The 15,788-nt window shown below is 37.4% G+C and carries 13 protein-coding genes; 6 read left to right on the top strand and 7 right to left on the bottom strand.

The window, feature by feature from the left end; translation table 11 throughout:
* Positions 1 to 41 precede the first annotated feature (41 nt).
* The 4 genes from EO766_RS13045 to porX all read right to left on the bottom strand — a co-directional run bounded on the left by EO766_RS13045 (position 42) and on the right by porX (position 5,384).
* A complete protein-coding gene (locus EO766_RS13045) occupies positions 42 to 824 on the bottom strand; it encodes an MBL fold metallo-hydrolase (protein ID WP_245634897.1) in 783 nt (260 codons plus the stop codon).
* Between the two features lie 86 nt (positions 825 to 910).
* The gene (locus EO766_RS13040) at positions 911 to 1,189 is read right to left on the bottom strand and encodes a hypothetical protein (protein WP_074419386.1); all 279 of its coding nucleotides are present in this window, start codon (positions 1,187 to 1,189) and stop codon (positions 911 to 913) included.
* 74 nt (positions 1,190 to 1,263) lie between these two features.
* On the bottom strand, positions 1,264 to 3,738 hold the full coding sequence (locus tag EO766_RS13035; RefSeq protein ID WP_081301253.1) for a TonB-dependent receptor: 2,475 nt from the start codon (positions 3,736 to 3,738) through the stop codon (positions 1,264 to 1,266).
* Between the two features lie 89 nt (positions 3,739 to 3,827).
* Entirely contained in the window at positions 3,828 to 5,384 is a 1,557-nt protein-coding gene (gene porX / locus EO766_RS13030) for a T9SS response regulator signal transducer PorX (protein ID WP_074417475.1), read from the bottom strand.
* Positions 5,385 to 5,537: 153 nt separating this feature from the next.
* Between porX and EO766_RS13025 the strand changes: the two genes are divergently transcribed.
* From EO766_RS13025 to EO766_RS13005, 5 genes are all read left to right on the top strand, one after another.
* Complete coding sequence (locus EO766_RS13025) at positions 5,538 to 6,749, top strand: HD domain-containing protein (protein ID WP_074417476.1); 1,212 nt, start codon at positions 5,538 to 5,540, stop codon at positions 6,747 to 6,749.
* Between the two features lie 30 nt (positions 6,750 to 6,779).
* Entirely contained in the window at positions 6,780 to 7,832 is a 1,053-nt protein-coding gene (gene lpxD / locus EO766_RS13020) for a UDP-3-O-(3-hydroxymyristoyl)glucosamine N-acyltransferase (RefSeq protein ID WP_074419825.1), read from the top strand.
* Between the two features lie 110 nt (positions 7,833 to 7,942).
* On the top strand, positions 7,943 to 9,349 hold the full coding sequence (locus EO766_RS13015; RefSeq protein ID WP_074417478.1) for a bifunctional UDP-3-O-[3-hydroxymyristoyl] N-acetylglucosamine deacetylase/3-hydroxyacyl-ACP dehydratase: 1,407 nt from the start codon (positions 7,943 to 7,945) through the stop codon (positions 9,347 to 9,349).
* A gap of 116 nt (positions 9,350 to 9,465) precedes the next feature.
* Positions 9,466 to 10,263 carry an acyl-ACP--UDP-N-acetylglucosamine O-acyltransferase gene (lpxA, locus tag EO766_RS13010; protein ID WP_074417479.1) on the top strand — a complete coding sequence of 266 codons (798 nt, stop codon included), beginning with the start codon at positions 9,466 to 9,468 and terminating at the stop codon, positions 10,261 to 10,263.
* 27 nt (positions 10,264 to 10,290) lie between these two features.
* A complete protein-coding gene (locus tag EO766_RS13005; RefSeq protein WP_074417480.1) occupies positions 10,291 to 10,911 on the top strand; it encodes an ABC transporter ATP-binding protein in 621 nt (206 codons plus the stop codon).
* Between the two features lie 7 nt (positions 10,912 to 10,918).
* On the opposite strand, the gene EO766_RS13000 is transcribed toward EO766_RS13005, so the two are convergent.
* Positions 10,919 to 12,136: an alanine dehydrogenase gene (locus EO766_RS13000; protein ID WP_068246160.1), complete on the bottom strand. Its 1,218-nt coding sequence runs from the start codon at positions 12,134 to 12,136 to the stop codon at positions 10,919 to 10,921.
* Between the two features lie 52 nt (positions 12,137 to 12,188).
* A complete protein-coding gene (tsaE, locus tag EO766_RS12995; protein WP_074419824.1) occupies positions 12,189 to 12,629 on the bottom strand; it encodes a tRNA (adenosine(37)-N6)-threonylcarbamoyltransferase complex ATPase subunit type 1 TsaE in 441 nt (146 codons plus the stop codon).
* Between the two features lie 62 nt (positions 12,630 to 12,691).
* On the opposite strand from tsaE, the gene EO766_RS12990 reads away from it, so the two are divergent.
* Positions 12,692 to 14,812, top strand: a complete 2,121-nt coding sequence (locus EO766_RS12990) for a heavy metal translocating P-type ATPase (RefSeq protein ID WP_074419823.1) — start codon at positions 12,692 to 12,694, stop codon at positions 14,810 to 14,812.
* A gap of 7 nt (positions 14,813 to 14,819) precedes the next feature.
* Here the strand turns inward: EO766_RS12990 and EO766_RS12985 are convergent, their stop codons facing one another.
* Positions 14,820 to 15,785 carry an MBL fold metallo-hydrolase gene (locus EO766_RS12985; RefSeq protein WP_074419822.1) on the bottom strand — a complete coding sequence of 322 codons (966 nt, stop codon included), beginning with the start codon at positions 15,783 to 15,785 and terminating at the stop codon, positions 14,820 to 14,822.
* Positions 15,786 to 15,788 lie beyond the last annotated feature (3 nt).

Below are 15,788 nucleotides of genomic sequence, written 5' to 3'. Positions count from 1 at the left end.
CACGTATGGCTTCTCATTTATCCATAAAAATAAAAAAATATTTACACATACAACACCAAACCATCATAACCCAAATGAATATGTTGCGGCAGTTGTTTGCTGACAGAAGCATGTAAACCCAACTGGTGACTGATATGTGTAAAATAAACTTCTGGAACAGATAGTTCATTCGCCAAAGCAATAGCTTCTTGCATACTAAAATGAGAGATATGCGGCTCCTGACGCAAAGCATTCAGCACTATAACTGAGGAGCCTCTAATTTTTTCTTTTTCCTGTTCATCAATTTTATTGGCATCGGTAATGTAGGTAAAATCACCAATTCTATACCCCACCACCGGCATCTTTAAATGCCATACCCAAATGGGTTCTATTTGTAAAGATTGAATTTGAAAAGAAGCATGATTGATCAGATGCAAATCAATTCGAGGTACGCCAGGATAGGCATTTTCGGCAAAAGCATAATAAAAATCGCGTTGCAAAGCCTCTGCTGTTAATGTATTGGCATAAACGGGCATATTGGTATGCTGAAAATAATTGTATGCACGAACATCGTCTAAACCCGCAATATGATCTTTATGCGGATGTGTAAATAAAACGGCATTTAACCGACGATTATTGATACGCAGCATTTGGTAACGAAAATCGGGTGTAGTATCAATAACAAGTGTAACCGGCTCCTGTAAAGATTCTACTAATACACTGCTACGAAGGCGCTTGTCTTTTAAATCTGTTGAAGTACATACTGCACAATCACAGCCAATCATGGGAACACCAGTACTGGTGCCTGTTCCAAGAAAAGTAATTTTTAAATGATGGTTTTGCACAATATCAAAAGTACCTTAATTCCATCATAAAAAAAAGGATGCAGTCACGAGGTGCATCCTTTTCATATTTATATAAAATATTGTACTTATGCGTTGTCAACCGATTTAGCATTTTTCACAATCTCATCGTACAATAACTGACTTTCATGCGTTAATTTATCATAATTGATAGTTACCTGCGGAATTAAATCGAGTAATGTATTAATTCTTCCTTCCATATCTAAGTATTTATTCAACACTACCACTTTTTTAGATTCCAACAAGCACCATCCGCTTTGAAAAGTACCACGTTCATAACGAACAATATAATCGCTCTCTCCTAAAATATTTTCTAATTTGTCTAAATTATTTTGCGTGTATTTCATAATTAAAACTGCTGCACTGCTATGATAACAAAATTAATAATGAAGCAGCAATGTAAAATTTAGATTTATCCACATTAAAACTGATAGCTCAATGTTGTATACAATTGTCTCGGTGCAATGGGTGTAATACTGTAATTATCATGAACCAAATAATTCAGTGTATTAAAAATGTTGGATAGTTTGCATAGTACAGATACTTTTTTATATGCATAACCAACAGACACATCAACAGTTGTAAAATCTGATAATGGAACTAACCGGCTGCCGGATACTGATTGCCCCAATAAATTGTTGTACCCTCCATAACGAGTGCCGGTATAAAAACCGGAAGCACCTAATTTAAACCCTTTCAACATATTGTTAGTAAATGTATAGAAAATACTTGCATTGGCTGTATTCCTTGGGGCATTTACCAATTGTTCCCCTTCAATATTTGAACCCTTTGCACCGGAAGTATGTGTGAACCGGATATAATTATAAGCATAACCGGTAATAAAATAGAAGCTTTTAGAAAGGTTGCCATTCAATCCAACCTCTACCCCATCACTGGTTGTTTCACCACTAAGCATTTTTATGTTTGAATTGGTATTGGGCGTAATGCCATCGGCCAAATACTGTGCCTGCTGTGCCAGGTTACTATTAATAATTCTGTATATACTAATATTTGCTGATAATTTACCATCGGCCAGTATATTCTTGGCACCTACTTCGTATTGGTTAATAATTGATGCTTTTAAAGGATTACCATATACATCTACACCGGTATTTGCAGTAAAATTGTTTGCATAGCTGGCATAAAAAGATACGTTTGTAGCAGGTTGAAAAACCAACCCTATTTTAGGCGAGAATACATTATAGGTAGCAGTAGCTGCAGAGCCTTTTACTGACACAGCCGGACGTGAATTGTTGGTCATACTATCAATCGTTGTTTGTACGTTAGCCTGATAACTATAACGTAAACCGGCAAATAATTGCACTTGTTTTGTAATGGTAATTAAATCTTGCAGATAAATGCCTGCCCGATATGATGGCGCTGTTGTGGTTGCCACCTTCACGGCATTAGGTATATCTGTACGCTGAATGTATTGGGAAGGATTCAATAAATTAATGGTATCGTAAGTTTTCAAAAGGCTTCCATTGGCATTATATATGTTAAATGCATCGGTTTGTGTAACAATACCGGTATAATCGGCACCTGCCAAAAAATGATTTTCAATATTTATTATATTAAATTTTCCATCAATATTCATTTGTGCGGCATAGTCTTTTTCAACACTATGTGCTCTTGCCAAAGGGCGTGCTATAATCCCTGTTTTACCGGCTGTATTTAAATTACCGCATCCGTAATAATCAACATCTGTATTTTGAAAAGATGTTGAAGCGTTAAAAGTAAATTTATCATTTAAAACATGTTTAAATGTTGCAGAGGTAGAACTTTGAAGAACATTATTATATGCCCATAAAACATTTTGAAATCTTGACCGCGGAATGGCTTTAGTTAACACTCTTCCGCTATCTAATAACCCAACTCCGGGATCGGGCGTTAATTGTGCATTCAGATAATCTTGCTGAACAATCAATGAAGATTTTTTTCCGAACCTGTACATTAAAGATGGATTGATATATGTTCTGATTGTTTTTACAACATCTCGGTAACTTCTGTCATTTTCATAACTACCTATTACTCTAAATGCAAGGTTTTTATTGATGGGCCCATACACATCAACAACGGGCTTATATTGCTGATTGCTTCCCATCAACAATGAAATATTTCCGCCAAAATTGTATTTCGGTATTTTACTTATCATATTTATAATTAATCCGCCGGAAGAACTTCCATATAAAAAAGCAGAGCTGCCTTTTATAATTTCAACTGATTCTAACGATACAGCTTCGGGCATGCCGGCAATATTGTAGGGCAATCCGTTTTTAAAAATACTTCCGCCACCTGCACTGCCTGTAATACCAATAATATAGCCTCTTGCTCCATAAGTTTCATTAACACCATAACGTGTTTGTACCAATGAAACACCTGGAACATTTTTTACGATATCACCTAAACGAATAGCCTGCTGATCGGCAATAACTTTACTACTTATCACTGCAGTTGACAATGGCAAATCTTTATCAGGAATATTAATTTTACCTGCATTTAGTTTTTTCTGTGCGCTTTCAACAATAATTTCCTGCAACTGTTTTTCTGATATTTTTAATTGACAAGAAAGAGAAAGCCTTGCACCTTCTTCAATCAATATTTTTTGATGAATAGTTTCATATCCAACAAAGGAAATTTCTATTATATAATTTCCTATAGCAACACCACTAAATTTGAAGAAGCCATTTTCATTGGTAACTGTAGTTCTATTTTTATTTTTATTTTCATTTCTTAAATGAACCGTTACGCCTTCTGCAGGTTCATTATCGGCAGTAATTATTTTTCCGCTGATCTCTCTGCCTCCTTTATCTTCATTATGCGCAAATGATAATTGAGTTGAAAATATACTCATTAAAACAAAACAAATAGTTTTTATGCAATTCATCCATTTCATAAACATTAATTTTTTGCAAAGTTGAAACACTGCAAAAAAAATGAATGCCGCATCGGAAAAATTGAATTACGCAAAAAGGAAAAACAAAACTACTTATTAATCATTTTTACAATTGGTATAATCATTTCTTCCATACTGATACCTCCGTGTTGAAAAGTATTTTTGTAATAGTTGGCAAAATGATTATAATTGTTCGGATAACAGAGATACTCATCTTCTTTTGCAAAGATGAATGAAGAATTTACCGTTGGTACGGGCAATCCGGCTTGCCGCGGATCTTTAAATGCTAATACTTCTTTTGGATTGTAATCTAAATTTCTGCCATGTTTGTATCTTAAATTGGTTGTGGTTTGTTTATCGCCAATTACTTTACAGGGCGATTTTACCCGCACACTGCCATGATCAGTTGAGAGTATGAGTTTAATATTTTTTTCCGAAATTTTTTTTAATGCCTGGTGTAGGGCACTATGTTCAAACCAGCTTTTGGTAATACTGCGGTAACTGGTTTCATCGGCAGCCAGTTCTTTCAATACTTCCATTTCTGTTCTGGCGTGGCTCAGCATATCTACAAAATTATATACAATTATATTCAAATCATTCTCCAGTAAATTATGCATGTTATTCACCAGTTGTAAACCATCTGTGTGGCTCAATACTTTGGTATAGCTAAATTTCAAATCTTCTTTCTGCAACCGCTTTAGTAATGCCCTGAAAAACAGTTCTTCATATAAATTTTTACCGCCCTGTTCATCATCATTTTTCCATTGTTCTGGGAATTTTTTTTCTATATCTACCGGTAATAATCCGCTAAAAATGGCATTTCGACTGTATTGTGTGGCGGTTGGCAAGATAGAGTAATAGGTTTCATCTTCCAGTATTCTAAAGGTTTCGGCAAAAATGGGTTGAATAACTTTCCACTGATCAAAGCGCAGATTATCAATTAGTATAAAAAATAACGGTGTGCCTTTTTCTACATGTGGCAATACTTTAAACTGCATTAAATAATGGCTCATTATGGGTGTTTCGGCAGTGGCAGGTTTTATCCATTCGGCATAATGTTTGGATACAAATTTTGAAAATTCAGCATTGGCTTCCTGTTTTTGCGATGCAAGAATTTCGCGCATTTCGGCACTATTGGTCTTTTCCATTTCCAATTCCCAATACACTAATCTTTTATAGATTTCTGTCCATTCTTTATAATCGGGGTTGTTATTGAATGCCATAAACAATTCCCTAAATTGTTGCTGATAAGCCGTTGTGGTTTTTTCAGACACCAATCTTTTATTATCAATAATTTTTTTCAGGCATAATAACACCTGATTGGGGTTTACGGGTTTCAATAAATAATCTGTTATCTGGCTGCCAATGGCATCATCCATTAAACTTTCTGTTTCATTTTTGGTAATCAGCACCACCGGTATTGCCGGATGTGCTGCTTTTATTTTAGCCAGTGTTTCCAAACCGGTAATACCTGGCATCGACTCATCTAAAAAAACAATATCCACTAAATTTTCTTCCAGGTATGATAATGCTTCAAAGCCACTGGCAAAACTTTTTACACGATATCCTTTGTTTTCTAAAAATATAATTTGCGACTGTAAACCCTCTATTTCATCATCGGCCCAAAGTATTGTTACTGGTTCCATAAGCATCTTTTTCATTAATTACAATTGTGTGCAAATAGCAGGCCAGTCATCCATCAAACAGATATGCCTGCATTTTACTGCTATAACTCAAATATATTCGATAGCCACACAAATAGTACATTTGCTGGCTGCTTTAACAAACTGGCAACACGCATGAAAGCTACTCAAAAAATTATTAATGACCCGGTGTATGGTTTTATTACCATCAATCATCCATTAATTTTCGATATCATTAATCATCCCTATTTTCAAAGATTGCGGCGTATTCATCAAATGGCATTGGCATATTTGGTGTATCCCGGAGCAGTACATACCCGTTTGCATCATGCCCTCGGTGCTTATCATTTAATGTGCAATGCTATTGCTGAATTAAAAACAAAACAGGTAGAGATTACTCCAGAAGAAGAAGTTGCAGTAAAAGCCGCCATTTTATTACATGATATTGGTCATGGCCCTTTTTCGCATGCCTTAGAAAACCAATTAATTCAATCGGTACATCATGAAACCATTAGCCTTGCCCTGATGCAAACTATAAACCGGCAATTAGATGGCCGCCTGCAAATGGCGATTGATATTTTTACCGGCATCTATCACAAACCTTTTTTACATCAACTCATTAGCAGCCAGTTAGATGTAGACCGGATGGATTATTTAACCCGTGATAGTTTTTTTACCGGTGTGAGTGAAGGAGTGATAGGTTATGACAGAATCATTAAAATGCTTGCAGTTCATAACGGACAGTTAATGGTAGAAGAAAAAGGCATTTACAGCATTGAAAAATTTTTAGTAGCTCGCCGGCAAATGTACTGGCAGGTATATCTGCATAAAACCGTATTAAGTGCCGAAAAAATGCTAGTACATATTTTAGAGCGGGTTCGCTTTTTAATAGCTGCCGGCAACAATAGCTTTAAAACCGGTGGAGTATTGGATGATTTTCTCTATCAAGACACTACCAGCCTTTCTGATGAAATTTTAACCCGGTTCTGCCGTTTAGATGATGTGGATATTTCATTTGCCATAAAAAAATGGTCGGAACACCCTGATTTTATCGTTAATAGTTTATGTAATAAATTGTTAAACCGCCAGTTGTTTAAAATTAAATTAGAAACAAAGCCGTTTACCAATGCATTCATAGCAGAAAAAATCGCTGAAGCTGCAGGTTTTTTAAAAATATCTGAACAGGATGCAGCCAATTTTGTATTTACCGGTGAGGCCGTTAATACCATGTATCAGCCTGATGATGAGAACATTAAAATTCTCTTTAAAACTGGCGAGGTAAAAGATATTTCTGCTATTGATAACCCGTTAATTCACCAAACTATTTCTTCACCCATCAAAAAATTTTACATTTGCACATTATTGTAGGGGTAAGGAAGATTAAAAAGATTAACAAATATGCAATTTACTGCTGCTCAAATAGCTCTATTAATTGATGGACAAGTAGATGGGGATGCTACTGTAGCTGTAACCTCTTTTGGAAAAATTGAAGAAGCCAAAGCAGGGCAATTGTCATTTTTAGCAAACCCTAAATACGAAGATTATTTATACCATACTCAGGCTTCCATTATTATTGTGAATCATAATCAAACTTTAAAACAGCCTGTAAAAGCCACATTAATTCGCGTACCGGATGCCTATGCAGCATTTGCAGCCCTGCTTACTAAATATCAAAAATTAGTAACCGAACAACTCAATGGAATTGAACAGCCCTCATTTGTAGCGGCTACCGCACAATTAGGAGACAATGTTTATATTGCAGCTTTTGTGTACATCGGAAAAAATGCAAAGATTGGCAATCAGGTAAAATTGTTTCCGGGTGTTGTAATTGGAGATTATGTAACCATTGATGACAATACTATTTTACATGCAGGGGTAAAAGTATACAACCATTGCCAGATTGGTAAAAATGTTACCATTCATGCCGGAACAGTTATTGGGGGCGATGGCTTTGGATTTGCCCCTTTAAATGATGGTACTTATCAGAAAATACCCCAAATTGGGAATGTTATAATTGAAGACAATGTAGAAATAGGCTCCAATGCCACTATCGACCGTGCTACCATTGGATCTACCATTATTCGTTCCGGTGCCAAATTAGATAATTTGATACAAATTGCCCATAATGTTGAAATTGGGCATCATACCGTTATTGCAGCACAGGCCGGCGTAAGCGGCAGTACTAAAGTGGGCAATCACGTAATGGTAGGCGGGCAGGCGGGTATTGTTGGCCATCTCACCATTGCCGATGGCAGCAAAATTAATGCACAAAGTGGGGTAAGCAAAGCCATCAAACAACCCAACAGCGTAGTAACCGGTTCGCCTGCTTATGAATATACTGCAGCCCTAAGAAGCCAGGCTGCCTCCCGAAAGCTTCCAATACTTGAAAAGAAAGTAATGGAGTTAGAAAAAATGGTACAGCAATTGCTTGCAGAAAGAGTTACACCATAATCTTGCACTTCAACCGTTAATCGGCTTATTTTTGCATAAATTATAACAATTCAGGAAAAAGGAAGCATTATCAAATTGTGAATTTTGCTGCCAATTAAAACAAATCAAGAATGGATCAAAACTTTAATCCGGATAAACAACATACCCTCAGTAAAAGCATTAGTATAAAAGGCACAGGTTTGCATACCGGCATTTTGGTTGAAATGAATTTAAAACCTGCTAATCCGGGTTTTGGTATTCAATTTCAAAGAACCGATTTACCGGGACAGCCCATTATTAAAGCCGATTGCGATTTGGTTACCGATACTTCTCGTGGTACTACGCTTCAATTTGGTGATGCCAAAGTAAGTACTGTTGAACATATTCTGGCTGCCTTGGTAGGATTAGGTATTGATAATGTTTTAATTGAAATAAACGGACCTGAAATACCCATTATGGATGGTAGCTCAGCTCCTTTCATCACTTTTATTGAAGAAGCCGGCATTGCCGAACAGGATGCCGCCAAAGCCTGGTATAGCATTGATGAAAACATTTATTTATACGATGAAAAGAAACGGGTTGAAATGGTAGCGATGCCCGCTATTGATTACCAAATAACTACACTGATTGATTTTAACAGCCCGGTATTAGGTACCCAGCATGCCGGATTAAAAACCATCAAAGATTTTAAAACCGAAATAGCGCCCTGTCGCACTTTTGTTTTTTTGCATGAATTAGAAATGCTGTTAGATAATAACCTGATTAAAGGCGGCGATATTAATAATGCCATTGTGGTGGTAGATAAACCTTTAACCGATGGTGAAATGGAGCGGCTGGCCAAAACATTTAAACGCGAGAAAATTGAAGTTAAAAGCGAAGGCTACTTAAATAATTTAGAATTACGCTTTCCGAATGAGCCTGCCCGCCACAAATTATTAGATGTTGTGGGCGATTTGGCGCTGATTGGTTACCCCATTAAAGCCCGTATCATTGCCAATAGGCCCGGCCACAGCACCAATGTTGAATTTGCAAAGAAAATAAAACAATACATCAAGAAAAACAAACACGTTAAAGATGTACCGGTATACAATCCGGCAGCACCCTCCATATTTAACCTGCAACGTATCGAGAAAACATTACCACACCGCTTCCCGTTTTTGTTGGTAGATAAAATTATTGAACTAACAGATACACATATTGTAGGGGTAAAAAATGTAACTTTTAATGAATGGTTTTTCCAAGGGCACTTCCCTAACAACCCTGTTATGCCAGGTGTATTGCAAATTGAGGCTTTGGCACAAACAGGAGGTATTCTCTGTATTAATACCCTGCCGGAAGGTGATTATGATACTTATTTCTTAAAAATTGACAACTGCAAATTCAAACAAAAGGTATTACCCGGAGATACCATGATTTTAAAAATGGAATTCATTAGTCCAATTAGAAGAGGTATCTGCGAAATGAAAGGTATGGTTTATGTAGGCGGAAAAGTGGCTACTGAAGCTAATTTAGTAGCGCAACTCGTAAAACGCAATTAAACCTTAAACTATTCCTAATATTTCTATTTTTGTAACGGTCGGTAAACATCGGCCCATTTTTTAAAGTCTATTCTGCCATACAAACCAGAATAGCACAAATCAATAAATCAAAGCGGATGACACATCCCTACACCTACATAGATCCCAATGCTAAAATAGCAGCCAATGTTAAAATAGACCCATTCACTGTAATACATGGTGATGTTCAGATAGGCGAAGGCACCTGGATTGGCAGTAATGTCACCATTATGGATGGTACCAGAATTGGAAAAAATTGCAGAATTTTTCCTGGAGCAGTTTTAGGCGCTATTCCACAAGACTTAAAATATAACGGAGAAAAAACAACTGTTGAAATTGGCGACCATACCACCATTCGCGAATTTGTAACCATAAACCGCGGAACAGCCGATAAGTGGAAAACAACCGTTGGCAGCCATTGCCTCATTATGGCTTACAGCCATATTGCACACGACTGTATAATTGGGAACAACTGTATTTTAAGCAACAGTGTTCAGGTGGCCGGCCATGTGGTAATGGGCGATTGGGCCTGGATAGCAGGCGTTAGTGCTGTTCATCAATTTGTTCAAATTGGTCAGCATGCCTACATAGCCGGTGGCAGTTTGGTGAGTAAAGATGTGCCTCCTTATATTAAAGCAGTACGTAACCCATTAAGCTATGGTGGGGTAAACAGTGTGGGACTGAAAAGAAGAGGTTTTGAATTAGAAAAAATTAACCACATCATTGATATTTACCGCATTATTTTCAACAAAGGTTTTAATACCTCGCAGGCACTTGCTTTAATTGAAGAAGATTTGCCTGCCAGCGATGAAAGAGATGAAATTGTAACATTTATCAGGGAAAGTGGCAGAGGTATTATCAAAAAGTTTGCCTCTGATATTAGTGATGAGGATTAATTCAAAGTATCCGCTATTTTCATACAAATGACAATTGTATTACAAGATGCAGGCAAAAAATTTAACCGCGACTGGATTTTCAGGCATGTAAGCTTTACTTTCTCAGCATCAACATCCTATGCTATTACCGGGCCTAATGGAAGTGGCAAAAGTACATTACTACAAGCCATTGCCATGGCATTAAGAGTAAATGAAGGAAAATGCATCTGGCAAAACGAAACCGGGCAATTCATTCCGGAAGATCAGGTACACCAATATTTATCGATTGTTGCGCCTTATCTGGATATAATTGAAGAGATGACAGCTACTGAATTTTTGCATTTTCATGCCCAATTTAAACCACTGCTACCGGGTATTTCAATTCCCGCTATTATAGAAAAAATTGGCCTTGCACAATCGGCCCATAAGCAAATACGCTATTACAGCAGCGGCATGGTACAAAGAGTAAAATTAGCACAAGCTATATTTTCAAATACACCGGTATTGTTATTAGATGAGCCCTGCACCAATCTGGATGCAGAAGGTTACCAGCTTTACCACGATTTAATTGCTGATTATGCCACTGCCAAAACCATTATTGTAAGCAGTAATGATGCAGCCGAAATGGATTTTTGTAAAAAAAGAATTGCTATTACTGATTATAAATAAACCGGAATTAATATCGCCTGCTGGCAATCAGTAAATTCAAATCATTGTATTTCAAATTGAATTTTTGGCTCAGATAAAAATCGGTTAATGCCCCCTTAAACAAATAAATTCCTTCGCGCAGATTAATACTGTGCCATACCATTTCTTCCATTCCCCCTTCATCACTAATTTCCAATAATAATGGCATTAATACATTACTAATGGCATGGCTGGCTGTTCGGGCAAACCCACTGGGTATATTGGGTACACAATAATGAATTACGTTGTGTTTTAGAAATACCGGCTTTTCATGGGTGGTTAATTCACTGGTTTCAAAGCAACCACCACGGTCAATGGAAACATCAATAATGATACTTCCGGGACGCATAGCGGCTACCATTTCTTCAGTAACCACAACGGGCGCTCTTCCATAATCGCTGCTAAGCGCACCAATAGCCACTTCGCAAGTTTTAAGTTGTTTGGCTAAAATACCGGGTTCCAATACACTGGTCCATACCCGCTGCCCCAAATTATTTTGCAATTGTTTCAACCTGTATACATTGTTATCGAATACCTTAACACTGGCACCCAATGCCAATGCATTTCTAGTAGCTACTTCGCCCACTGTTCCTGCACCAATAATAATTACTTTAGTAGGCGGTATACCACTTACACCACCTAACAGTACCCCCTTGCCTTTGTTAAAACTGCTTAAATACTGTCCTGCAATGAGCATTAATGCACCACCTGCAATTTCGCTCATACTTCTTACAATGGGGTAACTGCCGTGTTCATCTTTTAAATTTTCAAAACTTAATGCCGTAATTTTTTTATCCATCATCCGTTCCAATATTTCACTTTTTAAAGCAGAATGATGTATGGGGGAAATAATGGTTTGATGCATCTGTAACAAAGGAATATCTTCTATTACAACCGGTGCACTTTTTAATAACAATGGTGCCTTAAATACCTCAGAATGATGGTATACAATAGTAGCACCCGCCTCGCTGTAATCTTTATCGGTATAATTGCTTCCCTCTCCGGCCTTGTGTTCCACCACAACCCTGTGCCCATTCATCACCATTACACGCACCGCTTCAGGAGTTAATGATATTCTATTCTCCTGAAAAGCCGTTTCTTTGGGCAACCCTATTTCAAGTGGTAAACCCTGTGGTTTAATATCCAATGTTTCTTCCAGTGTTTCGTAACTGAATGAAGTAGAAATAACCGGCTTTTTTGACGACATATGTTTGCTTTAAGAAAATCTATGAATATGGGTAATAAAAATACAGTATTTATTACAAATATGAAGGTATAAATGAATGGTGAGACAGTTCTGTTATAATTCTCCGGGTGGTTTCATTTACCACAACAATCCGAATAATAAAAACATCATCCGGCAAAATACCAATTGCTTTTTCAGGCCATTCTATCCAACACCAATAGCTGTTTACCAATTCTTCTATTCCGGCATTTACAGCCTCTTCCTCATCTTTTAACCGATACCAGTCCATGTGGTAAATAGTTTTGTCCTCGGCCGTAGTATATTCATTTACAAGCGCATAAGTTGGGCTGCTCACTGTTTGCTGAACTCCGCAATAAGTTGCCAAAGCATGAATTAAAGTAGTTTTTCCGGCACCCATAGGCGCTTCAAACACCCATGTATCGGCAGTTTTTCCTTCTTCAATTAAATAAGGCATAAGAGCCGGCAGTTCAGATAATGTAAAAATTGCATCCATAGGGCAAAGATATTCCTACTTACGAAAGGGTTGGTAACCCATAACTAAATTAATTTTGCAGTATGGAGAATGTATCGTGGAAAGTAGAAGGTATGAGTTGCACCAATTGTGCTCTCACCATTCATAAATATTTGGAAGAAAAAGGGGTTGATAATGTGAAAGTAAATTTTATTGGTGGCGAGGTAAATTTTGACTTGAATGATACCACCAAAAAAACCATTCTGCTGAAAGGCATTGAAAGTTTAGGATATCATGTAAAAAACGAAACGATTCCTGCTGAAAGTAAAGCCACTACCCGTTGGAATTTACGGTTCACCAATCATGGTCAGCGCTTTTTATTCTGCGCTGTTTTTACCCTGCCACTCATGTTGGATATGTTTGTGCACAGCCATTTTTTAATGAATCCCTATGTACAGTTAGCCCTTACCCTGCCTGTATATTGGGTGGGCATAAAATTTTTTGGAAAAAGTGCCATTAAAAGCTTGCGCAATGGTATACCCAACATGAACGTTCTGATTGCCTTAGGTGCCACTGCTGCTTTTATTTACAGTTTATACGGTATGCTCATTGGCCGTGCTGCCGATTTTATGTTTTTTGAAACAACTGCAGCCATTATAACCTTAGTTTTTTTGGGCAACTGGTTAGAAGATAAATCTGTTGAAACTACGCAAAAAGCCATTCGCAGTTTAGCAGTAACGCAAAAAACCAAAGCAAATATGATTGCTTTTGATGACCAGCATCAAGAGCAAATATTTCAGGTAGAAAGCGAGTCATTAAGAGTAGGCGATTTAATTTTGATTAATTCTGGAGAATCTGTACCCATGGATTGTAAAATTTTATGGGGTGAAGCAAAAGTAAATGAATCACTGTTAACCGGTGAAAGTATTCCGGTACAGAAAACAATGAAAGACCTGCTGATTGGTGGCAGCACTTTGGAAAGTGGCACTGTTAAAGCGCAGGTAACTGCAGTAGGAAAAGATACTGTATTAAGCAATATTTTAAATTTAGTAAAACAGGCACAGGCTGAAAAACCACCAGTACAGCAATTGGCCGATAAAATCAGCGCCATATTCGTACCCACCGTTATTAGTATTGCAGTGCTTACCCTAACTGGCAATTATTTTTTTACGAATATTGGTTTTGGTAACAGTTTACTAAGGGGTATTGCCGTTTTAGTGATCTCCTGCCCTTGCGCTATGGGATTGGCTACTCCGGCAGCTATTGCCGTAGGTTTGGGCCGTGCTGCAAAAAATGGCATACTATTTAAAAATGCCAGAAGTTTGGAAGTATTTAAAGACATTAAACAGGTAGTATTTGATAAAACCGGCACGCTTACCACCGGGCATTTTTCTATCACAAAATTTGAAACAACCATTGATACAGATACTTTTCAAAGTATAGTAGCTTCTTTAGAAAAATATGCAGCCCACCCCATTGCAAAAGCGATTGTAAAAGAATGGAAACCGGTTGTACTCATTCACTTTAGTTCTGTTGAAGAAATAAAAGGTTTGGGAATGAAGGGCATTGATAAAGCAGGAAATGTTTACATGGCAACTGCATACAAGCAGGTATCCGGTTTAACTACCGATAATGCACACAATGTATATATTACCAAAAATAATGAACTATTGGGTTGGTTAGATATTGAAGATACCATTCGCCCTGAAGCAGTGCAGGTAATTCAACAACTCCATCAAAAAAACATCAAAACAATTTTATTAAGTGGTGATTCAAAGGCTAATTGTGAGAAGATGGCCAAAGTGGCAGGAATAGATACTGTATTTAGTGAACAAACTCCTGAACAAAAATTGCAAACCATTGCCCGGCTCACCACCCAGGCACCTACTGCTATGATTGGCGATGGTATTAATGATGCTCCTGCATTAGCAAAAGCAACAGTAGGTATTTCGCTCAGCGATGCTTCGCATATTGCCATGCAAAGTGCACAGGTAGTTTTAATGAATCACGGACTTACACACCTGCCGCTGGCATTAGGCTTGGGTAAACACACTTACCAAACCATTCGTGAAAATTTGTTTTGGGCCTTTTTCTACAACATCATTGCCATACCTATTGCAGCATTTGGTTATTTAAACCCTGCCCTGGGTGCATTAGCCATGGGATTAAGTGATGTGGTATTAGCCATTAACAGTGTTCGTTTAAATTACAAAAAAGTAGTATAACCCTCTTTTAAAAAAACAATGGTACTGCCTGTTGGGCAAATATAAATTGCAATTGCAAAGCATTGTTTTGCAACAACTGCCGTTGAATAATAGCTTCATTATTGCCCGAAGGTTTCATATGTGTAATTACAATAGGTAATCCCTGCACAGCATTTATTCCTGTTAAATTGACCAGTACATGCATTTCATCCAATAATAATTTTGGGGTAAGATGACCGAATAACTGATTCTCCGGCTGCTCATTCGGATAAGAAACTTCTATAAAAATGGCTTTTAATTTTTTTTGCTGCACAAAGGGTGCTATGCATTGCCATAATTGTAATAAATCATGGCTATGTTCAATGGTATCGGCCCCAGTATCACCCAAATAAAGCAGGTAACCAGATTGATACCTGACTAAAAATGCCGTACTTTTATAATTAGATCCGTGGCTTAAAACAAAGGGTGTTACCATCATGTCTGTTCCTTCAAGCGGTACCTCCCGTCCCGTTGCGAGGGGCACATAATGGTATTTATTTAAAAATGGCAGCGTTCCTGCATCCCCAAAATTGGCCCAGCTTTGCCAGGTAAAATAGTTTTGTTCTAATACCTGTAAACAATAAGGCATGGCATAAATATTTTTTTTACTGTCGTTGGGAGCATTGATAATTAAACCGGCCACATGGTCTAAATGCCCATGTGAAATGCAATAACCTTTAATTGAATCCTGCAAAACAGCAGTTGAGGTAGTACCCTTCCATAATTTTTTTTGAATGGCTTTTTGAATGCCGGCATCAATGGTGCCGGCATCTAAAGCAATATACCGGCTGGTCCCATTCACCGCAATTAAATAGGCTGATAAGTTACTTTCATCCAATCCACCCTTTACACCTAATGGAACAACTTTAAAAACAGGCTTTTGAGCCTGCAATAGCAGTTGAAAACCCATGAACAAAAATACCATTACAACAAGGCGATACCGTAAGTAAATCATAGT

The sequence above is a fragment of the Hydrotalea sp. AMD genome, assembly GCF_004100315.1.
GTDB classification, from domain to species: Bacteria; Bacteroidota; Bacteroidia; order Chitinophagales; family Chitinophagaceae; genus Hydrotalea; species Hydrotalea flava.
The sequence above is the reverse complement of the archived record's forward strand: the minus strand, read 5'-3'. Positions and strand labels throughout refer to the sequence as shown.